The sequence below is a fragment of the Streptomyces sp. NRRL WC-3605 genome (genome assembly GCF_001509795.1).
Lineage (GTDB): Bacteria > Actinomycetota > Actinomycetes > Streptomycetales > Streptomycetaceae > Streptomyces > Streptomyces viridochromogenes.
The window spans coordinates 90,345-115,162 of sequence record NZ_LLZN01000046.1 but is presented as its reverse complement, the minus strand read 5'-3'; the positions used below and the strand labels follow the sequence as shown (position 1 = coordinate 115,162).

Here is a 24,818-nt window from a genome sequence, read left to right as displayed (position 1 = left end):
CTCGGGCGGCGGTGGCGCGACGGTCGTTCCGGCTGATCGGGGCGGGCCCGGGTGGGGCTCCTCGGCGGCGGCCGTCCGGTGGGGCGGTACGGCGTCGCGCACGTCCTCCGGTACGCGGGGGTCGGGTGCGGGTGTGCCCGGCGCTGTCTCGGGGAGGGTCTGCGGCTCTTTCGCGGGAGCGGGGGGCTCCCCCGTCCAGGGCTCCGGCTGGACCGGGATCGTCGGGGTCGGGGTCGGGGGCGGGAACGCCACCCGTTGCAGCGAGGTCTCCAGGGCGTCGAGGTCCGGGCGGGACAGCGGGTCCTTCTGGAGGAGGGCGGTGAGGACCGGGCGCAAGGGGCCTGCGGCGGCCGGGAGTTCGGGCTCCTCGTACAGCACCGCGTGCAGCGTCGCGAGGGTCGTCTCGCGGGAGAACGGGGAGCGGCCCGCGAGGGCGGCGCACAGGGTCGCGCCCAGGGACCAGACGTCCGACGGCGGCCCCTGCGGCCGCCCGGAGATCCGCTCGGGCGCCATGTAGTCGGGCGAGCCGACGAGCATGCCGACCATCGTGAGGGCCTTGGCGTCCTGGATGGCCGCGATGCCGAAGTCCGTCAGGACGACCCGTCCGCGTCCGCGCACGGCGTCCGTCTCCACGAGGACGTTGCCCGGCTTGATGTCCCGGTGCAGCACCCCGCGCGCGTGAACCTGACGCAGGGCCGCCACCAGGCCGAGGCCGATCCGGGCGGTCTCGGCGGGACCCAGCGGGCCGTCCTCCGCCGTGACGCGTTCCAGGGAGCGGCCGGCCACCAACTCCATGACGTGTTCGCCCTCGTCGACGACGTCGTAGACCCGGACGACGTGCGGATGGTCGATCCGGGCCGTCGCCCGCGCCTCACGCAGGGTGCGTTCACGGCGGGTGCGGGTGTCCTCGGCGTCGAGGCCGTCTATCCGCATTTCCTTGACGGCGACCAGCCGGTCGAGCATTTCGTCGACCGCCCGCCACACACGCCCCATTCCCCCCTGGCCGATACTCTCGACCAATCGGTAGCGCCCCGTCACCAGTAAACCCGGAACCCCACCGCTTCGCGTATTCCCCGGCAATCCGCTGCACCCCCTCGATGCCACATCGGACATCCGCCATTGAAACACAATGGTCACACTTCAGGCCGTACCAGCATAGTGCGGAGAAATCTTGTGGTAGCTCTTCAAGTACTGCGAATTCAGGCGCAGGCAAGGGGGACGAACATGAGTTCTCGTCGCACGACGGCCATCGCGGGATCGCTGGTCGCGACATCTTTCTCGGCAGTGATGATCTTCTCTTCGGCTGCCGTTGCGGATGACCAGGGACCCGGCAGCAGCAAGGGGGGAAAGGTCATCGACGAGGCACCGGCGGGAGTGAAGCTCACCACCGAACTGCCCGAGAAAATCTCGGTGGACAACAGTTCGCAGAAAACCGGGATCACTGCCACCGTCAAGAACGAAGGGACCAAGGACAGCGGAAAGATCCAGCTTCTGGTCGTCGGGTTCGACGGCCTGACGGTCAAGAATGTCGAGGGCTGTTCGGCCATCGACCAGAAAAATCTCCCCGAGGGCTCGAACAGCGGTTTCGCCTGCCCTCTCGACAATCTCCCCGCCGGTGAGTCGAAGTCCTACGCCGTGGACGCGACGTTCGACGTGCGCAAGGAGGGCAAGATCTGCCTGCCCGTCCAGACCGGGGACGGCAAGAAGACGTACTGGCAGCAGGGCCCGGTGCCGTTCGGCACGACCAACCCGTCGCCGGACGCCCCGGCCACACCGCTGCTGCTCGGTACCGACAACAAGCCCGTGGCACCGGGCGCCGACGAGCTGCCCAAGACCGGTCTCGGCCGGGACGTCCTGCCGCTGGGCGCGGCCGGGGCGGCCCTGCTCGCGGCGGGCGCGGCGGGGCTGTGGTGGTCGCAGCTGCGCCGGCCCCGGAGGTCCCCGCAGGGCTGAGGGCCCCGCGGGAAAAGAGCGGAGGCTCGCCGGTCGGCGTGCGACCGGCGAGCCTCGCGCTCATGTGCCGTGTGATCAGCGGTTGATGAACTTCCACGCCGTGGGCAGCGCGCCCATCGCCAGGGCCGCCTTCACCGCGTCGCCGATCAGGAACGGCACGAGGCCGGCCGCGATCGCGGCGGACGCCGACATGCCGGTGGCGAGGGCCAGGTAGGGGACGCCGACGGCGTAGATGATCGCCTCGCCCAGCAGCATCGCGCCGGCGGTGCGCAGCGCGGTGCGGTCGGCGCCGCGGCGGGCCAGGGCGCCGACGACGGTCGCGGCGAGGATCATGCCGAGGATGTAGCCGAAGGACGGGGCGGTGGCGCCGGAGGTGCCCTGCGCGAACCACGGCACGCCCGCCATGCCGGCCAGCGCGTACAGCGCGAGCGAGAGGAAGCCGCGGCCGGCGCCGAGCGCGGTGCCGACGAGCAGCACGGCGAGGGTCTGGCCGGTCACGGGCACCGGGGAGCCCGGCACGGGCACGGAGATCTGGGCGGCCAGGCCGGTGAGGGCCGCGCCGCCGGCGACGAGCGCGATGTCGCGGACGCGGGAGGCGGGGAGCAGGTCGGCGAGGACCTGCCCGGTGCGTGCGGGGGCTGCGGCAGCGGTGCTCATGGGGACTCCGCGAGGTGAGGGCGGTACGGGACGCTGCGACGCTATCCCAGGGTGTCGCGGTCCCTCACCGTCAGTGGTCGACAAAGGCGGGATCATGGGCTTGGTGGGCTCCGGACAAAGGCGGTGCGGTACACCCCGTGCGGGGTGACGCCGGTCACTGAGGCAGGGACGTTCGGCTCACAGGGGCGGGGTCCGGGGCGACTGTAGGGTTCCGCCAATCATGTTGCCTGTGTATGAAGAACCGTCTCGCCCGTCGGTCGCCGTCTGGGCAGGGCGGGCCCGCTTTGCTAGCTTCGAACGCATGGTCGCCCAGTCCCGGAACTTCACGTCGCGTCGCCACGTCGACCTGCGACGCGTGGGCGCCGCCGCCTGTCGCCGTCCGGGGTGAGCCGGCCCGGGTGACCCGGCCCGGCTCGCCGTTCAGAACGGCGCAGTGTCGGACCGGATCCCGAGGAAGTTCCCCCATGCCCCGTACCGCGGCACCCACTCTTTCGTCCCCGATCCCCCGTGTCGCCGACCGTGACCGGCGCCGGACCAGTGCCAGCGTCGTCCTGCGGTCGGTGCTGGAGCACGGACCCGTGGCGCGCAGCACCATCGCCCGGCTGACCGGGCTGTCCCCCGCGTCGGTGACCGGCCACTGTGCCCGGCTCACCGGGCTGGGGCTGATCCGCGAGGCGGCGTCGCCCCGGCCGTCCGGCGGGGTGGGGCGCCCGCACGTCCCCGTCGACCTGGACGACTCGCGGCTCGTGGTCGGCGGAGTGCATGTGGCGGTGCCGTACACCACGGTGGCGCTGCTCGATCTGCGCGGCCGGGTCGTGGCACGGCGGGAGGTGCCGCACTCCGGTGCGGCCGACCCGTACGACATCCTGGACGGGGCCGCGGGCGCGCTGGCCGGGCTGCTCGGCGCGCGGCCCGGTGTCCGGCCGCTCGGGGTCGGCTTCGCCGCCGGCGGCTGGGTGGACCGGGCCTCGGGGGTGGTGGTCGAGCATCCGCTGCTGGGCTGGCGCGAGGTGCCGGTGCGCGACGCGCTCGGCACGCGCACCGGGCTGCCGGTCCATGTGGACGGGCACGCGCGGGCGTTGGTGAACGCGGAGCGGCTGTTCGGGCGGGCGCGCGGCAGCGGCAGTGTGCTGCACCTGTTCGTCGGCAACGTGGTCGACGCGGCGTTCGCGACGAACGACGAGGTGCACCACGGCCCCCGGTCACAGGCCGGCACGATCGCGCATCTGCCGGTGCCGGGCGGCACGGAGAGGTGCGCGTGCGGCCGGACCGGCTGTCTCCAGGCGGAGTTGAGCGAGCGGACGCTGTGCCGCCGGGCGCGGGCGGCCGGGGTCATCGGCGGCATGAACCCGCAGCACGTCGTGCGTGCCGCGCGTGACGGGGACCCGGTGGCCGTGCGGCTGCTGACCGAGCGGGCGCGGGCGACGGGCCGGGCGGTGGGGCTGCTGCTCGACGTGCTCAACCCGGAGACCGTGGTGGTCACGGAGATCGGTGTCCTCAGCCGGGAGGACTGTCTCGGGGCGCTGCGCGCCGGGGTGGGCGACGGGCGCGCGGCGTCGGTCGTGCCGTCGAGTTTCCCGGATTCCGTGCTGGCGGTGGCGGGTGGTTCGGTGGCTCTGGACGTGCTCTACCGGGACCCTTTGGGTGCGTCCGCGGACACGCGACCTGATGCTATTTAATTCAGAAACTCCGAATATTGACAGGGATCACCCGCGACCGGGAACATGCTGGTCATGAGCCTGTTCGTGAGCTGTCGCACCCACTGTTGCTGACACATCGCCGCGTGTGAAGCGCTCATCCTCCCCTGCGTGAGTTCTCTTTTCCCGGCCCTTTTCCGGCCCGCTCACTGAATTCCGCATGCTCATTTCCTTTCGCATCCCATGGAGTACTCCCATGCCTTCCTCCCCCGTGTCCGGTCTCGACCGACGGCTCTTCCTCACCTCGGTGCTCGGCACCGTGGCCGGTGTCGCGGGCCTCAGCGGCTGCGCCGGCAGCGCGGCCGCCGATGGCGAGGCCGCCTCGACCGCCCCGCTCGCCGGCAAGGTGCCCGCGGGTACCTCGCTGAAGATCGCCTCGTACCAGAACACCCAGCAACTCCAGTTCAAGCTGGCCAAGTTGGGTGATCCACCGTTCGAAGTGGGCGGCTGGCTGAACATCGGCGCGGGGCCCGACGTCATCAACGCCTTCCGCTCCGGGTCCCTGGACGTGGCCAACAACGCGGGCATCCCGCCGATCCAGGCCCACTACCAGGGCTTCGACGCGAAGATCGTGGCGATCAACATCACCCGCAAGCCCAACTACCTCTTCGCCACCAAGCCCGGCAGCGACATCCGCTCGGTCGCGGACTTCAGGGGCAGGAGGCTGGCGTTCTCGCAGGGCCAGGCGCAGGGCGTCGTCCTGCTGCGGGCGCTGAAGAAGGCCGGCCTGGCGTACGACGACGTGGAACTGGTCCCGCTGACCAGCAACCAGTTCCTCACCGCCCTGCAGTCCGGCCAGGTCGACGTCGCCCCGCTCGCCAACAGCCAGGCCCCCGCCTATCTGAAGCAGTACGAGGGCAAGGGCGCCCGCACCGTCGTCACCGACGTCGTCGACCTGCTGAGCCTGCTGTGGGCGCCGGTCCCGGTGCTGAACGACAAGGCGAAGGCCGCCGCGGTGGCCGCCTACATCCCGTACTGGGCCAAGGGCCAGGTGTGGGCGTACGAGCACCCGGACGTCTGGAACCGGGAGTTCTACGTGAAGACGCAGAACCTGTCCCTCGCGCAGGCCGAGGCGATCACGGAGCTGGCCAACAAGCCGCTGTTCCCGCCGTCCTGGCGCGAGGCCATCGAGTGGGAGCAGGAGACCGCCGATCTGCTCGCGGAGGGCGGCTTCGTGAAGAAGTTCGACGTCGGCGAGCTCTTCGACCACCGCTTCGAGGGCATCGCGGCCAAGTCCGTCCCCGCGGAATACCGGAGGTGACCGCCATGACCACCACGACCACCACGACGGTGACCGAGGCACCGCCCCGGACCGGACCGGACCGCCGCGTCCGCCGGCGCCGCCCCCTGACCCCCGGCCGGCGTCTCCCCGCCGCCCGGCTCGCCGGCCCCCTGCTGCTCGTCGTGCTGTGGGCCGCCGCCTCCGCCGCCGGAGCCCTCGACCCCGGCGCGATCCCGGCACCCTGGACGGTCGTCGAGACCGGCGCCCATCTGTGGACGGACGGGACCCTGCCGGACGACGTGCTGACGTCGTTGCAGCGGGCCGCGACCGGGTTCGTCATCGGGCTCACCGCCGGGGTCGTCCTGGCACTGGCGTCCGGGCTGACCCGGACCGGGGAGGCGCTGATCGACGGGACGGTCAACCTCAACCGGGCCATCCCGACGCTGGGTCTCATCCCGCTGTTCATCCTGTGGCTGGGCATCGGCGAGACCTTCAAGATCGCGATCATCGCCATCGTCGTCTACATCCCGATCTATCTGAACACCCATGCCGCCCTGTCCGGCATCGACAGCCGCTTCGTGGAACTCGCCGAGGTGCAGGGCCTGAACCGGCTCCGCTTCATCCGACAGATCGTCGTCCCGGGCGCGCTCCCCGGCTTCTTCGTCGGGCTGCGGCTCGGGGTGACCGGGTCCTGGCTGGGCCTGGTGGTGCTGGAGCAGATCAACGCCACCAGCGGCCTCGGCTACATGATGTTCCAGGCGCAGAACTACGGCCAGACGGACGTCATCCTCGTCGGGCTCGTCGTCTACGGCGTCTTCGGCCTGGTCTCCGACAGCGCGGTCCGCCTCATCGAACGGAGGGTGCTGTCGTGGCGCCGCACACTGAGCAGCTGACCCGTCCCGCCGTGCAACTGCGCGGCCTGACGCGGTCCTTCGAAGGACGGACCGTCCTCGACGGCATCGACCTCGATCTGCCCGCCGGCCAGTTCACGGCGCTGCTCGGGCACAGCGGCTCCGGGAAGAGCACGCTGCTGCGGGCCGTCGCGGGACTGGACCCCGAGGTCGGCGGGCAGCTGACCGCGCCGGCGCGGGTGTCCGTGGTCTTCCAGGACTCCCGGCTGCTGCCCTGGCGCCGGGTCCTGGACAACGTCCTCCTCGGCCTCGACGGCAAGGACACGGAGCGGCGGGGCCGCGAGGCCCTCGCCGAGGTCGGGCTGGAGGGCCGGGAGCGGGCCTGGCCGAACGAGCTGTCCGGCGGTGAGGCGCAGCGGGCCGCCCTGGCGCGCGCTCTGGTGCGCGAGCCCGAACTGCTGCTGGCCGACGAGCCGTTCGGGGCGCTGGACGCCCTGACCCGGATCAGGATGCACCACCTGCTGCGGGAGCTGTGGGAGCGCCACCGCCCGTCGGTCCTGCTGGTCACCCACGACGTCGACGAGGCGATCGTGCTCGCCGACCGGGTGCTCGTCCTGGAGCACGGCCGGATCGGGCTCGACGTGAGGATCGACCGCGACACGCCCCGGTCGGCGTACCGGGAACGGCTGCTCGCGGCGCTCGGCGTGACCGAGGACCCGAGGTGACCGACCCCCGCCATCGCGCCCCCTTCTCCCCCCGACCGAGGAATCCCATGACCCGACAGCTCCATCTGAACGCCTTCCTCATGAACACCGGCCACCACGAGGCCTCCTGGCGGCTCCCGGAGAGCGATCCGTACGCGCACGTCGACCTCGCGCACTACGTACGGCTGGCGCGGGCCGCCGAGCGTGGCACGTTCGACTCGCTGTTCCTCGCCGACGGCCCGCAGCTGTGGGGCAATCTCGCGCAGAGGCCCGCCGGCGCCCTGGAGCCGCTGACGCTGCTGACCGCGCTGGCGACGGCCACCGAGCACATCGGGCTGATCGCCACCGCGTCCACGTCCTACAACTCGCCGTACAACCTGGCCCGCAAGTTCGCCTCGCTGGACATCGTCAGCGGCGGCCGGGCCGGCTGGAACATCGTCACCACCGCCGGTGCCGAGGCCGCCCGGAACTTCGGCCTGGACGCGGAGCCCGCGCACGCCGAGCGGTACGCCCGGGCCGCCGAGTTCCTGGACGTCGCCCAGAAGCTGTGGGACAGCTGGGAGGACGACGCGATCGTCGCCGACAAGGCGACCGGTGTGTGGGGCGACGACGCGAAGATCCATCCGCCGCGGCACCGGGGGATGTACTTCCGGGTCGAGGGGGCGCTCAATGTGCCGCGCACCCCGCAGGGCTACCCGCTGCTCGTGCAGGCCGGGTCCAGCGAGGACGGCAAGCGCTTCGCCGCGCGCTACGCGGAGGCCGTGTTCACCGCGCAGCAGACCATCGAGGACGCGCGTTCGTTCTACGCCGACCTGAAGGCCCGTACGGCCGAGGCGGGCCGGGACCCCGACCACATCAAGGTGCTGCCGGGCATCGTCCCGGTGATCGGCTCCACGGAGGCCGAGGCGCGGGCCGCCGAGCAGGTGCTGGAGGACCACATCGTGCACACGCACGGGGTGGCCCGGCTGGAGAGCCTGCTGCAGCTGGAGCCCGGCACCCTGGAGCTGGACGGCCCGCTCCCCGCCGACCTGCCGTCCGAGGACGCCGTCGAGGGCGCCAAGAGCCGGTACACGCTGGTCGTGGAGCTGGCCCGGCGTGAACGCCTCACGGTCCGGCAGCTGATCGGGCGGCTCGGCGGCGGTCGCGGCCACCTCACCTTCGCCGGCACCCCGGAGCAGGTCGCCGACGCCATCGAGACGTGGTTCACGCAAGGAGCGGCCGACGGCTTCAACATCATGCCGCCGGTGCTCCCCTCCGGTCTGGACGCCTTCGTCGACCACGTGGTGCCGATCCTGCGCGAGCGCGGTCTGCTGCGCACCGCGTACGGGCCGCGCCGGACGCTGCGCGAGCGCTACGGCCTGCCGCGTCCCGCCAACCAGTACACCGTCCGCGAGAACGCCCTCGTCTGAGTCACCCGAGTCACCCGAGTCACCGAGTCAGCCCTACCGAAAGGACCCGCCCGTGTCAGACATCGAGATCCAGAAGATCACCGCGCACATCGGCGCCCGGGTGTCCGGCGTCGACATCTCCCGGCCGCTCGCCGAGGACACCGTCACCGCGCTGCGCGAGGCCCTCAACGCCCACAAGGCGCTCGTGTTCGACGACGTGCACCTGGACGACGCCCGCCACCAGGACTTCGTCCGGCACTTCGGCGACGTCACCACCGCCCATCCGACGGTCTCCTCGATCGCCGGCGCCCCGAACGTGCTGCCCGTGGACAGCGAGCGGGGCCGTGCCGCCAACCACTGGCACACCGACGTCACGTTCGTCCTGAACCCGCCGCAGGCCACGACCCTGCGCAGCATCACCCTGCCTCCGTACGGCGGCGAGACGCTGATCGCGAACGCGGCGGCCGCCTACCGTCAACTGCCGGAACCCCTGCGGAAGCTGGCGGACACCCTGTGGGCGGAGCACACCAACGACTACGACTACGCGGTGCCGGACGAGGAGATCGACGAGCGGCAGGCCGCGCAGCGCGCCCAGTTCACCTCGATCACGTACCGCACGGTCCACCCGGTGGTGCGCGTCCATCCGCTGACCGGTGAACGCGGGCTGTTCATCGGCGGGTTCGCGCAGCGGATCGTGGGTCTGTCGCCGGGCGAGTCCCGCAAGATCCTCGACCTGCTCCAGGCGTACGTCACCCGGCCGGAGAACATCCTGCGCCACCGCTGGTCGGAGAACCAGCTGGTCGTCTTCGACAACCGCATCACGCAGCACTACGCGGTCGACAACTACGACGGTCTGCCGCGCCGTCTGCACCGGGTGACCGTCGCCGGTGACGTGCCCGTCGGTATCGACGGCGAGGCGAGCCACTCGATCGAGGGGGACGCGTCGCACTACACGGCCGTCGCCGCGTGACACGGGAATCACACAGGGTGCGGCCGGTGTCCGCATAGTGGGCAGCCTCTCCTCCTGAGCGGAGAGGCTGCCCATGCTGTGGGGGTTTTTTGCCCTCTCACGCATTGGACGAGCCGCGCCCATGCAGAACAGCACCACCGAGCCGTCGCCCCCGAAGGCGGCCGACGCCCCCCTGTCCCACGGCCTCAAGCAGCGCCATCTGTCGATGATCGCCCTCGGCGGTGTCATCGGCGCCGGCCTGTTCGTCGGGTCCGGGGCGGGGATCGCCGCCGCCGGGCCGTCGATCGTCGTCGCCTATGTCGTCTCCGGCCTCCTCGTGATGCTGGTGATGCGGATGCTCGGCGAGATGTCGGCCGCGTATCCCTCCTCCGGGTCCTTCTCCGCGCACGCCGAGCGGGCGATCGGCCCCTGGGCGGGGTTCACCGCCGGCTGGTCCTTCTGGGTCCTGCTGTGCACGGCCGTCGGGCTGGAGGGCATCGGCGCGGCGAAGATCGTCACGGGCTGGCTGCCGGGCACCCCGGAGTGGGCCTGGGTGGCCCTGTTCATGGTGGTGTTCTGTGGCGCGAACCTGGCCGCCGTGAAGAACTTCGGCGAGTTCGAGTTCTGGTTCGCCGCGCTGAAGGTCGGCGCGATCGCGCTGTTCCTGGTGCTGGGCGGGCTGGCCATCGCCGGTCTGCTGCCCGGCACCGACGCTCCCGGGACCGCCCATCTCACCGGTGAGGGCGGCTTCCTGCCGAACGGCACCGAGGGACTGATCATCGGCCTGCTGGCGTCGGTGTTCGCCTACGGCGGCATGGAGACGGTCACCATCGCCGCCGCCGAGTCGGAGGACCCGGTCAGCGGGGTGGCGCGCGCGGTGCGCACGGCCATGTGGCGGATCGCCCTGTTCTACATCGGCTCGATGGCGGTCGTGGTCACGCTGGTCCCCTGGGACTCCCCGGCGGTCGTGGAGGACGGACCGTACGTGGCCACCCTCGACCGGCTCGGCATCCCCGGCGCCGGGGAACTGATGGACGTGGTGATCCTGGTGGCCCTGCTGAGCGCCATGAACGCCAACATCTACGGCTCCTCGCGGATCGCCTACTCCCTCGTGCAGCGGGGCCAGGGCCCGGCGGCGCTGGGCAAGGTCGCGGGCGGTGTGCCGAGGGTCGCGGTCCTCGCGTCGTCCGTCTTCGGCTTCGTGTGCGTCGTCCTGTCGTACTGGCGTCCCGACGACGTCTTCCCGTGGCTGCTGAACATGATCGGCGCGGTGATCCTGGTCGTCTGGATCTTCATCGCCGTCTCCCAGCTGCGGCTGCGCCGGCGGCTGGAGCGCGAGACCCCGGAGAAGCTGGTCGTGCGGATGTGGGCGTTCCCGGCACTGACGTGGGTGGCACTGGCCGGCATGGCCGCGATCTTCGTGCTGATGGCCCGCGAGCCGGACACCCGGGTGCAGCTGTACTCGACGGGCGGGATGACCCTGTTCCTGGCGGCGGCCGGGTACGCCTGGCAGCGTTCGCGCGCCAGGGTGTGACCGGTCCGGCTCACCCGCGAAGCCCCCGTGTGATCCACACGGGGGCTTTTTGCTGTTAGCTTGTTATTGCAAGCTACTTGCAACAAGCGCTCCGAGGGGACCTCCATGCCCGTCTACACACTCCCTGACCTGCCCTACGACTACGCCGCGCTCGCGCCCGTGATCAGCCCCGAGATCATCGAGCTGCATCACGACAAGCACCACGCGGCCTATGTGAAGGGTGCGAACGACACGCTGGAGCAGCTGGCCGAGGCGCGGGACAAGGAGACGTGGGGGGCGATCAACGGGCTGGAGAAGAGCCTGGCCTTCCATCTGTCGGGGCACATCCTGCACAGCATCTACTGGCGGAACATGTCCGGCGACGGAGGCGGCGAGCCGCTGGAGAAGGACGGCGTGGGCGAACTCGCCGACGCCGTCGCAGAGTCCTTCGGCTCCTTCGCCCGCTTCAAGGCGCAGCTCTCCAAGGCGGCCGCGACCACGCAGGGCTCGGGCTGGGGAGTGCTCGCGTACGAGCCGCTGAGCGGCCGGCTGATCGTCGAGCAGGTCTACGACCACCAGGGCAACGTCGGCCAGGGAGCCACCCCGATCCTGGTCTTCGACGCCTGGGAGCACGCCTTCTACCTGCAGTACCGCAATCAGAAGGTGGACTTCATCGAGGCGATGTGGCAGGTCGTGAACTGGCAGGACGTGGCCGCCCGGTACACGGCCGCCCGCTCCCGCGCCGACGTGCTGCTGCTCGCCCCCTGACCCCGTGAGTCGTCCTGCCTCGTGATCGTCTTCTCACCGCTCACGCAGGGCAGGCGGAAGGACGGAGGCCCCCGCGAGGACGTGACTCGCGGGGGCCTCCGGTGCGTCGGGCCTCAGGGCTCGCGGGCCGGCCCGCCGTGCCGGCCGATCGGACCGGGCTCCTCCCCGCGGGTCATCGTGCTACGCGGGTCCGGTTCGCAGGGGACGTTGAGGGAGAGAAGTGCCGCCTGTCCACCGGGACTCAGGCGGAGTTCGGTGAGGGCCGTGTTGCGCAGGCGCGGGAGTACGCGGCGGTACTCGCGGGGCGGGATCGAGAGCAGGGTGCACAGGACCAGCCTCAGCAGGGTGTTGTGGGCGACGACGAGCACCCGTTCCCCGGGGTGGGCGGTGGCGATCTCCCGCAGGGCGGTGACTCCGCGGTGGGCGGCGGCCGTCGGGTCCTCGGCGTCCGGGAACGGGTGCGCCACCGGGTCGGCGCGGTACGCGGCCGCGGCATCGGGGTCCTCGGCGGCGAACTCGGCGAGCGTACGGCCCTCCAGGGCCCCGAAGTCGCATTCGCGCAGGCCGGGTTCACGCCGTGGGGTCAGGCCGAGGGCGCGGCAGGCGGGCTCGGCGGTGACGACGGCGCGGGACAGCGGCGAGGTCCAGATCGCGTCGACCGGGTGGCCGGCGGCCCACCGGCCCAGTGCCTCGGCCTGGTCCCGTCCCGTGCCGGTGAGGGGGATGTCGCTGACCCCGGCGTAGCGGTTCTCGGCGTGCCAGATCGTCTGCCCGTGCCGGGCCAGCAGCAGTGTCGTGCTCGTGGGCGTGGTCATCAGCCGTCAGTATCCCCGTCGAGGCGTGCGTGCGCGTGCGCCGCGACCGGCGGGGGCAGCCAGCCTCGGGCGGTCAGCTCGTCGACCAGCCGGGCGTACGGCTCGGCGAAGAGGGCGGTGCGCCCGGGGCGGGGCTCGACGGCCGGGCCGAGGCGGACCATGGCCTCCGCCGCGTCCGTGAGCGCCGGCGCCGCGCCCGTGCCGTAGGCCGCCAGCGCGGCCATGCCGAGGGCCGGTTCGGTCTGCCGGGGCACCCGGGCGGGCCGGCCCAGGACGTCGGCGCGCAGCTGGTTCCAGTACGGGCTGCGGGCGGCGCCGCCGGTGAAGGTGAGCGGGCCGTCGACCGGGGCGCCGAGGTGGTGCAGATAGTCCAGGCACAGGCGTTCGGCGAAGGCGACGCCCTGGAGGAGGCCGGCCCACAGGTCGGCGTCCGACTCCGGTTCGCCGAGGACGAGCGAGGTGGCGGCGGGGGCCAGGAACGGGAACCGCTCGCCGGGCGAGACCAGCGGGTAGGTGACGGCGCGGGACGGCTCGTGGGCGGCGGCCCGCTCGTCCATGGCGGCGGGGTCGGCGCCGGGGAACGCGGCCGTGAGGACGCCCGCACCCACGCTGGAGGCGCCGCCGGGCAGCCAACCGCCGCCGGGGGCACGGTGGTTGTAGACCACGCCGGCCGGGTCGCGGACCGGGGTGAGGGACGCGCCCTTGAGGACGAGGGTGGTGCCGAGCACCGAGTTCCAGGCGCCGGGGCGCAGCGCGGCGGAGGCGATCTGGGCCGCGCAGCCGTCGGTCATGCCGGCGACGACGGGGGTGCCGGCGGGGATGCCGGTGGCGTCGGCGGCGGACGCGGACACCTCGCCGAGCCGGGTGCCGGGCGGCACGACGTCCGGGACCGCCCCGTCGGGCAGCCCGAGCCGGGCCAGCCCGGCCGGCCAGGCGCCGCGCTCGGCGTCGTAGCCGGTCTTCAGCGCGTGGCTGGAGTCGGCCGGCGGCAGGGCGCCGGTGAGGAGCAGGACCATCAGGTCCGGCTGGTGGGTGATCCGGCCCGGCCCGTGGGTCCCGGTCAGCCACAGCGCCTTCGGCAGCGCCCAGGTGTCCTGCACGGCGAGGCCCGCCGCGCGCGCCCGCGCCGCCTGTTCCGTCGCGCGGGCGTCGTCGTACATGAGCGCGGGGCTCGTCGGGTGGCCGGCGCCGTCGGTGAGCAGGACGGTTCCGGAGGTGCCGCAGAGCGCGAGCCCGCCGACCGGGGTGCCGGACCGGCCGCGCAGGGCTGCACGAGTGGCGACGCACAGGCCGTCCCACCAGGAGGCCGGATCCTGTTCGTGCCGTACGCCGTCGCGCCGGCCGGACAGCGGCGCCGAGCCGCTGCCGAGGACCGTGCCGTCCCCGGTGACGAGCAGGGCGCGCACGCTCTGGGTGCCCAGGTCGATCCCGAGCCAGGCCACGTCGTCCCGGTCCGCCATCCGGTCTCCCGCACAGTTGGAAACGTTAACTTCTCACTCTGCACCGATATTTTCCCGTGCGCGAGGGATTGACGCCCAACTTCCGCGGTTCCACCCTCTGTTAACGAGTCGACTCGCCGTGTTGCACCCCCCCTCGCACCCGTATGGCCCGAGCCCCACGTGGAGGTCACGGATGGACACGCACGCGCACGACCGCCGGCGCTTCCTGGCGCTGGGCGCCGCCCTGGCCGCCACTCCCCTGCTGAGCGCCTGCGGGACCGGGTTCGGCGGCGGGGACGACAAGGGCGACGGATCGGCGGCGGACGACGTCACCGGCTCCTTCGACTGGCGGCGGGAGAAGGGCACGACCGTCAAGGCCCTGCTGAACAAGCACCCGTACACGGACGCGCTGATCGCCGACCTGAAGTCGTTCACGGAGAAGACCGGCATCGAGGTCGAGTACGACGTCTTCCCCGAGGACAACTACTTCGACAAGCTCACCGTCGACCTGTCCAGCGGACGCGCCTCCTACGACGTCTTCATGCTGGGCGCGTACATGGTGTGGCAGTACGGGCCGCCCGGCTGGCTGGAGGACCTGGGCCCCTGGATGCGCAACTCCTCGGCCACCGGCGGCGAATGGGACCAGGCCGACTTCTTCCCCAACCTCCTCCAGGCCGACCAGTGGTCCTTGAAGGCGGGCGCACCGCTCGGGCAGGGCGGGCAGTACGCGCTGCCGTGGGGCTGGGAGACCAACGTCGTCGCCTACAACACGGACGTGTTCAGGAAACTGGGCCTGCGGCCCGCCGAGACCTTCGACGAGCTGCGCGACATCGCCGGGACCATCAAGCGGAAGGCGCCGGGCGCCGGGTACGACGGCATGTACGGGATCGCCGTGCGCGGCTCGCGGAGCTGGGCGACCATCCACCCCGGCTTCATGACCATGTACGCCCGCAACGGGCTGAGGGACTTCACGGTCGAGGGCGGGAAGCTCACACCGGCGATGAACAGCCCCGAGGCCGTGGCGTTCACCCGGGACTGGGCCGCCATGGTCAAGCAGGGCGGGCCGCCGTCGTGGACGTCGTACACCTGGTACCAGTGCTCCAGCGACCTGGGCGCGAGGAAGGCCGGGATGCTGTTCGACGCGGACACCGCCGCCTACTTCCAGGCGGTCGAGGGCGCGAGCCCGGCCTCCGGGAAGATCGCCTTCCATCCCGGCCCCAAGGGGCCCGACGGCTCGCTGGCCACCAACATGTGGATCTGGTCGCTCGGCATGAACGCCAGGAGCAGGAAGAAGAGCGCCAGCTGGCTGTTCCTGCAGTGGGCGACCGGCAAGGAGCACCTGCGCCGGAGCGCGATCCGGCACAACCACATCGACCCGGTACGCAGGTCGGTCGCCGACGACCCCGCCTACAAGGACAAGATGAGGCACCTGCCCGGCTTCATCGAGACCTTCGAGACCGTCGTCGACCAGACGAAGATCCAGTTCACCCCGCAGGAGCAGTTCTTCGACGCCACCACCAGCTGGGCCGCCGCCCTCCAGGAGATCTACGGCGGCCAGGGCGCGAAGCCGGTGCTCGACGACCTGGCGGGCGACCTCGCCGCCAAGCTGGGCTGACCCGATGGGATGGCGGCCCGCCCTGCGCCCGTACCTCCTGATCGTCCCGGCCCTGCTGCTGACCTGCGGGATCCTCTACCCCTTCGGGCTCGGCCTGTACTACACGCTGTTCGACTTCTCGGCGAGCAAGCCGCAGCCGGACCTGGTGCGGCTGGAGAACTACACGACCGTGTTCACCCAGGAGGCGTTCTGGAACTCCGCCTGGGTGACGGTCCTGTACGCGGTCGGCGCCGCCGCCGCCGAGACGGTCCTCGGGGTGTCCGTCGCCCTGCTGCTGCACCGGTCGTCCGTCGTCGGGCGGGTGCTGGAGAAGATCCTCATCCTGCCGCTGATGATCGCGCCGGTGATCGCGGCGATCATCTGGAAGCTGATGCTCCAGCCGTCGGTCGGGGTGGTGAACCATCTGCTGCGGCCCTTCGGTCTGGGCGGCGTCCAGTGGACGGACACCCCGACCGGGGCCCTGCTGTCGTCGATCGCGGTGGACGTCTGGGTCTACACCCCGTTCGTGGCGATCCTCGCGCTGGCCGGGCTGCGCTCCCTGCCCACCTCGCCGTTCGAGGCGGCGGCCGTCGACGGGGCGGGCTGGTGGTACACCTTCCGCCGGCTGACCCTGCCGATGCTGTGGCCGTACGTCCTGGTCGCGGTGATCTTCCGGTTCATGGACTCGCTGAAGGTGTTCGACATCATCTACGCCCTCACCGAGGGCGGGCCCGGCGACTCGACCGTCGTCCTGCAGATCCGGGCCTATCTGGAGGCGATCCGCTTCCAGCGCTACTCGTTCGGCATCAGCTACACGATCGTGCTTTGGGCCGTGGTGTACCTCGCGGCGATGGTGCTGGTGAAGCACCTCGGGAAGATCCAGCGGAAGGCGGCGGAGGCGAAATGACCGTGCGCAGGCGCCTGGTGGGGTGGCTGGCCGACGCCGCCCTGATCCTCTACTTCGTATTCGCGCTGTTCCCCGTCGCCTGGATGGTGATCCTGTCGCTGAAGCCGGCGAACCAGTTGTTCTCCACCTACTTCTCCTTCTCCCCCACCCTCGACGGCTACCGCACGGTCCTCGGCGACAGCGAGGGCATCCCGTTCGTGCGGTTCTTCGTCAACAGCCTGGTGGTGTCGGTGGGCGCGGTGCTCCTGTCGCTGCTCGTCGGGCTGCCGGCGGCGTACGCCTCGGCCCGCTGGCGGTTCAAGGGCTCCGAGAACCTGATGTTCACGCTGCTGTCGTTCCGGTTCGCACCCGAACTCACCGTGATCATCCCGCTTTTCGTGCTGTACCAGAAGCTCGGGCTGTTCGACACCTACGTCGGCATGGTGTGGGTGCTCCAGCTGGTCACGCTGCCGCTGATCGTGTGGATCATGCGGTCGTACTTCGCGGACCTCACCCCCGAGCTGGAGCAGGCGGCCCTGCTCGACGGCTACAGCCGCAAGCAGGCGTTCGTGAAGGTGGCGCTCCCGCTGGTCAAACCCGGGGTGGCGGCCGTGTCGCTGCTCGCCTTCATCTTCGCCTGGAACAACTTCGTCTTCCCGCTCATCCTCACCTCCAGCGAGGCCCAGACGGTGACCGTCGGCGCGCTGTCCTTCCTCGGCGGCGACCGGCCGAAGTACAACCTGACGGCCGCCGCCGCGCTCGTCTCCGTCGTCCCGCCGCTGCTGCTCGCGCTGACCATCCAGCGGTATCTGGTGCGGGGGCTGTCGTTCGGGGCGGTGAAGTCGTGATCCGGCTGCGGGGGGTCTCCAAGGCGTTCGGTGCCGTCCGGGCGCTCGACGGGCTGGACCTCGACGTGCGTGAGGGCGAGTTCTTCTGCCTGCTCGGCCCGTCCGGCGCCGGGAAGACCACCACGCTGAAGACCGTCGCGGGGCTGGAGCTCCCCGACGCCGGGACCGTCGAGCTCGACGGCCGGGACCAGCGCGGGGTCGAGCCGTACGACCGGGGCGTGGCCATGTGCTTCGAGAGCTACGCCCTGTACCCGCACAAGTCGGTGTACGACAACCTCGCCTTCCCGCTCCGCTCGCCGCGCCACCGCCTCCCCGCGGCAAGGGCGCGCGAGCGGATCGGGGAGGTGGCGGAACTGCTGGGCATCGCGGGCCTGCTGGACCGGTCCGTCGGGCAGCTGTCCAACGGGCAGCGCCAGCGGGTCGCGCTCGGCCGGGTCCTCGTCCGCCCCGCCCGGGCCTTCCTGCTGGACGAGCCGCTCTCCCACCTCGACGCCAAGCTGCGGCAGCAGATGCGCGCCGAGCTGAAGGCGATCGGGTCGGTGCGCCGCACCACCACGCTGTACGTCACCCACGACTCGGTGGAGGCGCTGGCGCTCGGCGACCGGATCGGCGTCATCCGGGACGGGCGGATCGTGCAGACCGGGACCCGGGAGGAGATCTGGTACCGGCCCCACGACACGGAGGTGGCGCGGGCGTTCGGCCGGCCCCGGATCAACCTGCTGCCCGGCACCGTCACCCCCGGCGGCGGCTTCCGGTCGGCGGACGGCGCGGTCGAGCTGGACCTGCGCCTGCGGGCCGAGGCGGCGCCGGGCACCGGGGTGCTGGTCGGCGTCCGGCCCCGCGATCTCACCCTGGGCACGGGCCCCGGTCACCCGCTCACCGGCACGGTCTACGTCACCGAGGTGCTGGGCCGCTCGGTGGAGGTCACCGTCCGGCTCGGCGAGCAGCAGGTGGCGCTCGTCGTCCCGCGCGGCGAGGCGGCCGGTCTTCGTCCCGACGATCCGGTACGACTGTCGGTCCGGCCTGAGAACCTGCTGCTGTTCGAGGCCGACCGGCCGGAGCGTCCAGGACGAAGGATCGGACCATGAACCACGCACAGCAGGGCCCCGCCGCCCGTCAGACCGCGATGGCCGAGCAGGTCCTCGCCGACGGGACGGCGACCGCCGCCGACCTGGCCGAGCGGTTCGGTGTGAGCCTCATGACCATCCACCGGGACCTGGACGAGCTCGAACGGCAGGGCATCGTCCGCAAGTTCCGGGGCGGCGTGACCGCGCAGCCCTCCGGCGTGTTCGAGTCCAACGTGCAGTACCGGCTGAAGACCATGCGCGCCGAGAAGGCCGCCGTCGCCGAGCGCGCCCTGCAGCTCGTGGAGCCCGGCATGGCGATCATGCTGGACGACTCCACGACCACCCTGGAGATAGCCCGCAGGCTGCGGCTGGGCGAGGTCACCCCGCTGACGGTCGTCACCAACTTCCTGGAAGCCGTCAACCTGCTCGCCTACCAGCGCGGCATCCACCTGATCGCCCTCGGCGGCGACTACGACCCGCTGCACTCGTCCTTCCTCGGCGTGTCCTGCGTCGAGGCGATCGAGCAGCTGCGCGTCGACGTCTGCTTCGCCTCCACGTCGGCCGTGCGCGGCGGCTTCGCCTACCACCAGGAGCAGCACATCGTGTCGGTGAAGCGCGCGATGCTCGACGCGGCCGCGCGCAACGTCCTGCTGATCGACCACACCAAGCTCGCCCGCGCCGCCCTGCACCGGGTGGTCCCGCTGTCCCGCTTCGACCTGCTCCTCGTGGACGACGGGGCGTCGGCGGAGGCCCTGCGGGACCTGGACGAGCACAAGGTCCGCTACGAGGTGTGCACTTCACCCGCGACGAGGGGCGGCGATGACCGAGCTGGAGCTTCGTGACCTGCGCAAGACCTACCGGGCGCGGGGCCGCCCGCCCGTGGCCGCCGTCCGCGGCATCGACCTGGCCCTGCGCCCGGGTGAACTCCTCGGCCTGCTGGGCCCGTCCGGCTGCGGGAAGTCCACCACCCTGCGGATGATCGCCGGGCTGGAGACGGTGACCGGCGGGGACATCCTGGTCGGCGGCGCGTCGGTGACCGGCCTCCCCGCCCAGCGGCGCAACATCGGGGTCGCCTTCGAGAACTACGCGCTGTACCCGCCGCTCACGGTCGCGGAGAACCTGGCGTTCGGCCTGCGGGCCCGCAGGGGCGCCGACCGGGCGGACGTGGCCCGCCGCGTGAAGGAGATCGCCGAACGCGTCGACCTGACCGACGTGCTCGACGCCCGGCCGGCCGGGCTGTCCAGTGGGCAGAAACAGCGGGTGTCCCTGGCCCGCGCGCTGATCCGCGAACCCGACGTGCTCCTCCTGGACGAGCCGCTGTCGCACCTCGACGCCGCCCAGCGCGACACCACCCGCCGCGAACTCAAACGCATCCAGCGCGACCTGGGCCACACCACCATCCTGGTCACCCACGACCAGGAGGAGGCCCTGTCGCTGGCCGACCGGATCGCCGTGATGAAGGACGGCGTGATCCAGCAGCTCGGCACCCCGTACGAGATCTACGACACCCCCGCCACCGTCTTCGTCGCGGACTTCGTCGGCGAACCCGCCATCAACCTGCTGCCCGGCACGGCGACCGCCGACGGGCACGCCCGGCTGTCGGCCACGGCCCGGATCGCGCTGCCGGTGCCGGTCGCGGCGGGCCGCGAGGTGGTGGTCGGCGTCCGGCCGGAGGACCTGGCGCTCGGCGGCGAGGACGGCCTGGCCGCCCGGGTCGTCGCCCACGAGCCGCTGCTGGAGTCGGGCCTCGCCACCCTCGCCGTGGACGGGGTCGACCGGCCCCTGGTGGTCCTCACCGGCCCCGAGGTACGTCTCGCCCACGACGACCGCGTCCAGGTCACCGCCGATCCCCGCCTCACCCATGTCTTCGACGCCGAGACAGGAGATGCCCTGCGATGACCCACGGGAAGCGCGTGCGAGTGGTGGCCGCCGGCGACCACTTCATCCTGCCGTCCCTGATCCGCGAGGCCCTCGCCCGGGAGGTCGACTGCGAGACGGCCGAACTGACCCTCGGCTGGCCGCTGGAACCGTTCGGTCCGGTCGCCGAGGTGACCGAGGCCAGCGACGCCGAGGACGAGCTGATCGCCGCACTCGCCGGCGCCCAGGTGCTGGTCACCCAGATGGGCCCGGTGACCGAACGGGTCCTGGACGCCTGCCCCGCCCTGCGGCTGGTGGTGGTGTGCCGGGGCGGCCCGGTCAACGTCAACCTGGACGCGGCGAAACGGCACGACGTCCGCGTCTGCTACGCGCCCGGCCGCAACGCCGCCGCCACCGCCGAGTTCACCGTCGGCCTGCTGCTGTCCGCGCTGCGCCGCATCCCGCAGGCCCACGACCTGCTCGCCCGGCGGGGCAGCTGGGAGGGGGCGACCTACTACACGTACGCGCACAGCGGCCTGGAGCTGGAGGACCTGCCGGTCGGCCTGGTCGGCTACGGGGCCGTCGGCAGCCGGGTGGCCCGCGCGCTGTGCGCGTTCGGCGCCCGGGTGCTGGTGCACGACCCGTACGTCCGGGGCGAGATCCACGGCCTGCGGGTCGCCTCGCTCGACGAGCTGCTGCGCGCCTCGCGGGCGATCACCCTGCACGCCCGGCTCACCGACGAGACCCGCGGGCTGCTCGGCGCCCGCGAACTGGCCCTGCTGCCCCGGGGCGCGGTCGTCGTGAACGCGGCCCGCGGCCCGCTCCTGGACGAGGACGCGCTGTGCGACGCACTGGAGAGCGGCCAGGTGTCGGCGGCGGCCCTGGACACGTACGCGACCGAGCCGCTGCCCGCCGGGTCCCGGCTGCGCGCGCTCACCGACCGGGTGGTACTCACCCCGCATCTGGGCGGCGCGTCCCGCGCGGTGGCGGAGAAGGCGGCGGCGATCGCCGCGGCGGAGGTGGGGCGCTGGGTGCGCGGCGAACCGCAGGCGCACCGCCTGACATGACGGGACCCGAGGAGGCTGGCATGTACGTCGGTATCGATGTGGGCACGTCCATGGTGAAGGCGGCGGCCTTCGACGGCGACGGACGCGAACGGGGCGTGGCGGCCCGCCCGGTGGAGCTGACCCTGCGCGAGGGGGTCGTCGAGCAGGACATGGACGAGGTGTACGGGGCGGTCGTCGCCGTCCTGGAGGAGCTGACAGCCCGGGTCCCGGAGTCGGTCGAGCTGGCCGGGCTCACCGGGCAGGGCGACGGGGTGTGGCTGGTCGACGGCCGGGGGCGGCCGGTGCGGCCCGCGGCCTCCTGGATGGACGGCCGGGCGCACGGACTGCTCGGCCGGTGGCTGGCGGACGGCACCGCCGAGGCGGTGTTCCGGCGTACGGGCGGCGCGATGTTCCCGGGCTCCCCGGGCCCGCTGCTGGCCTGGCTGGACGCCCACGAGCCGGAGGCGCTGGACGCCGCTGCCGTCGCCCTGTACTGCAAGGACATGGTGTTCCGGCGGCTGACGGGCGCGGACGCGACGACGGACGTCTCGGACGCGTCGATGCCGTTCCTCGACCCGCGGACCCGGGCCTACGACGACAAGGTGGTGGAGCTGCTGGGGCTCACCCACCGGCGCGGGCTGCTCGCTCCCGTCAGCGACCCGGTGGCGACGGCCCCGGCGCTCGGTGAGGGGCTGCCCGCCGGGACACGGGTCGTGAACGGGCCCTACGACCTGCCGGCCTGCGCGCTGGGCGCGGGGGCGACCGCGCCCGGCGACGGTCTGCTCATCGTCGGGACGTGCCTGGCCGCGCTGGTCGCCACCACCGAGCTGGACCTCGGCGGCGAGCCGGCCGGCCTGTACATCGGCACCGACCGCCCCGGGCACTGGCTGCGGGCGATGCCGGCGATGGTCGGCACGGCGGCACTGGACTGGGTGCTGACGACGACCGGTGTACGGCACGCGGAGGTCGACGGGCTGCTGGCCGCGACCCCGCCGGGGGCGCACGGCGTGCGGGTCCTGCCGTACTTCGCGCCGTCCGGTGAGCGGGCGCCGTTCGTCGAGCCCCGGCTGCGCGCCGAACTGACCGGTGTCTCCCTGGAGTCGACGCCCGCCGACCTGATCCGGGCGACCTGCGAGGGCATCGGGTTCGCGGCCCGGCACTGCCTGGCGGCGGCCGGGCTCACCGGCACTCTGGCCGTCTGCGGCGGCGGCACCCGCAGCACCGCCTGGACGCGGCTGCTGGCCGACGTCCTCGGCCGGCCGCTGCGGGTCGTCGAGGGCGAGGTCGGCGCGCGGGGCGCGGTGCTCGCGGCGGCCGGGCGGTGCGGGGTACCGCTGGACACGGCGGCCTGGACCCGGCCGACGTCGCTGATCGAACCCGACGCGGAACGCACCGCGTACTACGCGCGGGCGTACGAGGAGCACCTGGAACGGCTGGCGGTGGCCCGGCAGCGGGCGCACGCTTGACTCCCGCACCCGTCATGTGGAACGGCTCGGCAACTCCCCCACCAGGAAAGGGACCTCCCATGCCTGTGAGACGTCGATCGCTGCTGCTCGCCGCGGCCGCCGGCCCGGCGGTGGCCGCCGTGCCCGCCCCCGCCGCCCCCGCCGCGCCGGCCCGCCCGGGCCGGCCCCTCGTCATCGGCCACCGCGGCGCGGCCGGCTGGCGTCCGGAGCACACGGCGGCCGCCTACACGTACGGGGTGCGGGCCGGGGCCGACTGGATCGAGCCGGACCTGGTGCCGACGAAGGACCATGTGCTGGTGGTCCGGCACGAGAACGAGATCTCGGGGACCACCGACGTGGCCGCGCACCCGGAGTTCGCGGACCGCCGGACGACGAAGACGGTGGACGGGCGGGCGGTGACCGGCTGGTTCACGGAGGACTTCACGCTGGCGGAGCTGAAGACGCTGCGGGCGGTCGAACGGCTGCCGCAGGTCCGCAACCGCAACACCGTCTTCGACGGGCGCGAGGAGGTGCCGACCTTCCAGGAGGTGGTCGACCTGGCGCGCCGGCTGTCGAAGGAGCACGACCGGACGATCGCGGTGTTCCCGGAGACCAAGCACCCGACCTACTTCCGCTCGATCGGGCTGCCGCTGGAGCCCAAGCTGGTGGAGGCGGTGCGGCGCAACCGGCTGGGCCGGCGCGAGTGTGTGGTGCAGTCGTTCGAGCCGACCAGCCTGAAGCGGATCGCGGCGGCGCGGCTGGGGCTGGAGCTGTGGCAGGCGCTGGGGACCACGGGCGGGCCGTACGACCTGGTGTCGGCCGGGGATCCGACGACGTACCGGGACATGATGACGCCGGCCGGGCTCGCCCGGATCGCGCAGTACGCCGGCTGGATCGGGCCCGACAAGTCCTCGGTGGCCGGGACGTCCCTCGTCGCGGACGCGCACGCGGCGGGGTTGCGGGTCGGGGCGTACACCTTCCGCGCGGAGAACCAGTTCCTGCCCGCGGACCTGCGGCGGGGAACCGGACCGAACGATTTCGGGGACGCGTTCGCCGAGTACGCGCTGTACTACGGACTGGGGGTCGACGCGGTGGTGACCGACTTCCCGGACCTGGCGGTGATGGCGAGGAGGGACTGAGTGTTTTTCCGTGACAAGAACTGCCCGACCTGCGGCAGCAGGCAGGTTTTCCGCCGACTCGAGACCGGCGAGCGCGCCGCGCTCAAGGACAGGCACCCGTACACCCACGACCTGTGGCGCTGCACGGCCGAGGGCTGCCGCTGGTACCAGCCCTGGTACAAGCAGGGGGACGGCGGCCTGCTCCCGGAGGAGCTGAAGATCCGGGCCGCCGCCCCGGAGTCTGCGTGATCCCTACAGGTTGCTGAAGTCCGGCCCCTTCGTACGGGTCCGCTTGATCTCGTAGAAGCCCGGCACGGAGGCCACGGCGAGGGTGCCGTCCCACAGCCTGGCGGCGTCCTCGCCCTTCGGGGCGGGGGTGACGACGGGGCCGAAGAAGGCGATCTGCTCGCCGTCGTCGCCCGGGACGGCGATGACCGGGGTGCCGACCTCCTGGCCGACCTTGTCGATGCCCTCCTTGTGGGAGGCGCGCAGCTGCGGCTCGTAGGGGGTGTCGTCCCAGTGCTCCATGAGGGAGTCCGGCAGCCCGGCGTCCTTCAGGGCGGCGGCGACGGTCTCGCGGCCGGGGCCCTCGCCCTTGTTGTGGATGCGTGTGCCGAGCGCGGTGTAGAAGTCGCCGAGCACGTCGGCGCCGTGCTCCTCCTGGGCGGCGATGACGACACGGACGGGACCCCACGCCTTGGTGGCGAGCATGTCGCGGTACTCCTCGGGCAGCTCGTCGAGCTTGTCCTCGTTGAGCACCGCGAGGCTCATCACGTGCCAGCGCACCTCGATGTCACGGACCTTCTCCACCTCCAGGACCCAGCGGGAGGTCATCCAGGCCCAGGGGCACAGCGGGTCGAACCAGAAGTCGACGGGGGTCTTGTCCGACATGTCTCTCCTCAGGAGGAAACGTTTTCCACGGGAACAACGCCGGTCCGCCCGCCCATTCCCGGCTGCCCCGCGTCAGGGGCGCATGGCAGGATCGGTCCTGTTCAGCCGTA

The 24,818-nt window shown here is 72.3% G+C and carries 24 protein-coding genes; 19 read left to right on the top strand and 5 right to left on the bottom strand.

Annotated features, from left to right (window positions below):
• Positions 1 to 993 (bottom strand): serine/threonine-protein kinase (locus ADL34_RS12200; protein ID WP_234375001.1); only part of this gene is annotated, 993 nt, incomplete at its 3' end.
• Positions 994 to 1,224: 231 nt separating this feature from the next.
• Between ADL34_RS12200 and ADL34_RS12195 the strand changes: the two genes are divergently transcribed.
• Positions 1,225 to 1,953 (top strand): LPXTG cell wall anchor domain-containing protein, encoded by a 729-nt coding sequence (locus ADL34_RS12195; protein WP_062666264.1) that lies wholly within the window; start codon positions 1,225 to 1,227, stop codon positions 1,951 to 1,953.
• 75 nt (positions 1,954 to 2,028) lie between these two features.
• Here ADL34_RS12195 and ADL34_RS12190 read toward each other — a convergent pair whose 3' ends face one another.
• On the bottom strand, positions 2,029 to 2,610 hold the full coding sequence (locus ADL34_RS12190; RefSeq protein ID WP_062666262.1) for a biotin transporter BioY: 582 nt from the start codon (positions 2,608 to 2,610) through the stop codon (positions 2,029 to 2,031).
• Positions 2,611 to 3,074: 464 nt separating this feature from the next.
• Here ADL34_RS12190 and ADL34_RS12185 point away from each other — a divergent pair, with 464 nt between their 5' ends.
• From ADL34_RS12185 to ADL34_RS12150, 8 genes are all read left to right on the top strand, one after another.
• On the top strand, positions 3,075 to 4,289 hold the full coding sequence (locus ADL34_RS12185; RefSeq protein WP_062666260.1) for an ROK family transcriptional regulator: 1,215 nt from the start codon (positions 3,075 to 3,077) through the stop codon (positions 4,287 to 4,289).
• A gap of 214 nt (positions 4,290 to 4,503) precedes the next feature.
• Positions 4,504 to 5,568, top strand: a complete 1,065-nt coding sequence (locus ADL34_RS12180) for an ABC transporter substrate-binding protein (protein ID WP_062666258.1) — start codon at positions 4,504 to 4,506, stop codon at positions 5,566 to 5,568.
• A 5-nt stretch (positions 5,569 to 5,573) separates the two neighbouring features.
• Positions 5,574 to 6,422 (top strand): ABC transporter permease, encoded by an 849-nt coding sequence (locus ADL34_RS12175; RefSeq protein ID WP_062666283.1) that lies wholly within the window; start codon positions 5,574 to 5,576, stop codon positions 6,420 to 6,422.
• Positions 6,398 to 7,105 carry an ABC transporter ATP-binding protein gene (locus ADL34_RS12170; RefSeq protein ID WP_062666256.1) on the top strand — a complete coding sequence of 236 codons (708 nt, stop codon included), beginning with the start codon at positions 6,398 to 6,400 and terminating at the stop codon, positions 7,103 to 7,105. The genes ADL34_RS12175 and ADL34_RS12170 overlap by 25 nt, the downstream gene beginning before the upstream one ends.
• 47 nt (positions 7,106 to 7,152) lie before the next feature.
• Positions 7,153 to 8,493, top strand: coding sequence for an LLM class flavin-dependent oxidoreductase (locus ADL34_RS12165; RefSeq protein ID WP_062666254.1), 1,341 nt, complete (start codon positions 7,153 to 7,155; stop codon positions 8,491 to 8,493).
• A gap of 52 nt (positions 8,494 to 8,545) precedes the next feature.
• Positions 8,546 to 9,442, top strand: coding sequence for a TauD/TfdA dioxygenase family protein (locus ADL34_RS12160; protein WP_062666252.1), 897 nt, complete (start codon positions 8,546 to 8,548; stop codon positions 9,440 to 9,442).
• Positions 9,443 to 9,563: 121 nt separating this feature from the next.
• Positions 9,564 to 10,955, top strand: coding sequence for an amino acid permease (locus ADL34_RS12155; protein WP_062666251.1), 1,392 nt, complete (start codon positions 9,564 to 9,566; stop codon positions 10,953 to 10,955).
• A gap of 105 nt (positions 10,956 to 11,060) precedes the next feature.
• Positions 11,061 to 11,702 (top strand): superoxide dismutase, encoded by a 642-nt coding sequence (locus ADL34_RS12150; RefSeq protein WP_062666249.1) that lies wholly within the window; start codon positions 11,061 to 11,063, stop codon positions 11,700 to 11,702.
• A gap of 113 nt (positions 11,703 to 11,815) precedes the next feature.
• On the opposite strand, the gene ADL34_RS12145 is transcribed toward ADL34_RS12150, so the two are convergent.
• Entirely contained in the window at positions 11,816 to 12,517 is a 702-nt protein-coding gene (locus ADL34_RS12145) for a histidine phosphatase family protein (protein WP_079034068.1), read from the bottom strand.
• Complete coding sequence (locus ADL34_RS12140; RefSeq protein WP_062666246.1) at positions 12,517 to 13,977, bottom strand: FGGY-family carbohydrate kinase; 1,461 nt, start codon at positions 13,975 to 13,977, stop codon at positions 12,517 to 12,519. The genes ADL34_RS12145 and ADL34_RS12140 overlap by 1 nt, the downstream gene beginning before the upstream one ends.
• A gap of 172 nt (positions 13,978 to 14,149) precedes the next feature.
• On the opposite strand from ADL34_RS12140, the gene ADL34_RS12135 reads away from it, so the two are divergent.
• The 10 genes from ADL34_RS12135 to ADL34_RS12090 are packed head-to-tail and all read left to right on the top strand — an operon-like array spanning position 14,150 to position 24,066.
• Complete coding sequence (locus ADL34_RS12135; RefSeq protein ID WP_062666245.1) at positions 14,150 to 15,571, top strand: ABC transporter substrate-binding protein; 1,422 nt, start codon at positions 14,150 to 14,152, stop codon at positions 15,569 to 15,571.
• 4 nt (positions 15,572 to 15,575) lie between these two features.
• Positions 15,576 to 16,457 (top strand): carbohydrate ABC transporter permease, encoded by an 882-nt coding sequence (locus ADL34_RS12130; RefSeq protein ID WP_062666243.1) that lies wholly within the window; start codon positions 15,576 to 15,578, stop codon positions 16,455 to 16,457.
• Positions 16,454 to 17,284 (top strand): carbohydrate ABC transporter permease, encoded by an 831-nt coding sequence (locus ADL34_RS12125; RefSeq protein ID WP_062666241.1) that lies wholly within the window; start codon positions 16,454 to 16,456, stop codon positions 17,282 to 17,284. The genes ADL34_RS12130 and ADL34_RS12125 overlap by 4 nt, the downstream gene beginning before the upstream one ends.
• The gene (locus tag ADL34_RS12120) at positions 17,281 to 18,372 is read left to right on the top strand and encodes an ABC transporter ATP-binding protein (protein WP_062666240.1); all 1,092 of its coding nucleotides are present in this window, start codon (positions 17,281 to 17,283) and stop codon (positions 18,370 to 18,372) included. The genes ADL34_RS12125 and ADL34_RS12120 overlap by 4 nt, the downstream gene beginning before the upstream one ends.
• Positions 18,369 to 19,193, top strand: coding sequence for a DeoR/GlpR family DNA-binding transcription regulator (locus ADL34_RS12115; RefSeq protein ID WP_062666238.1), 825 nt, complete (start codon positions 18,369 to 18,371; stop codon positions 19,191 to 19,193). Before ADL34_RS12120 ends, ADL34_RS12115 begins: the two co-directional genes overlap by 4 nt.
• Positions 19,171 to 20,250: an ABC transporter ATP-binding protein gene (locus tag ADL34_RS12110; RefSeq protein WP_062666236.1), complete on the top strand. Its 1,080-nt coding sequence runs from the start codon at positions 19,171 to 19,173 to the stop codon at positions 20,248 to 20,250. Before ADL34_RS12115 ends, ADL34_RS12110 begins: the two co-directional genes overlap by 23 nt.
• A complete protein-coding gene (locus ADL34_RS12105; protein ID WP_062666234.1) occupies positions 20,247 to 21,275 on the top strand; it encodes a 2-hydroxyacid dehydrogenase in 1,029 nt (342 codons plus the stop codon). The genes ADL34_RS12110 and ADL34_RS12105 overlap by 4 nt, the downstream gene beginning before the upstream one ends.
• 20 nt (positions 21,276 to 21,295) lie before the next feature.
• On the top strand, positions 21,296 to 22,720 hold the full coding sequence (locus ADL34_RS12100; protein WP_062666231.1) for an FGGY-family carbohydrate kinase: 1,425 nt from the start codon (positions 21,296 to 21,298) through the stop codon (positions 22,718 to 22,720).
• 59 nt (positions 22,721 to 22,779) lie between these two features.
• On the top strand, positions 22,780 to 23,838 hold the full coding sequence (locus ADL34_RS12095) for a glycerophosphodiester phosphodiesterase family protein (protein WP_062666229.1): 1,059 nt from the start codon (positions 22,780 to 22,782) through the stop codon (positions 23,836 to 23,838).
• Positions 23,839 to 24,066: a hypothetical protein gene (locus tag ADL34_RS12090; RefSeq protein WP_062666227.1), complete on the top strand. Its 228-nt coding sequence runs from the start codon at positions 23,839 to 23,841 to the stop codon at positions 24,064 to 24,066.
• Between the two features lie 3 nt (positions 24,067 to 24,069).
• Here the strand turns inward: ADL34_RS12090 and ADL34_RS12085 are convergent, their stop codons facing one another.
• Positions 24,070 to 24,708: a DsbA family protein gene (locus ADL34_RS12085; RefSeq protein WP_062666225.1), complete on the bottom strand. Its 639-nt coding sequence runs from the start codon at positions 24,706 to 24,708 to the stop codon at positions 24,070 to 24,072.
• Positions 24,709 to 24,818 lie beyond the last annotated feature (110 nt).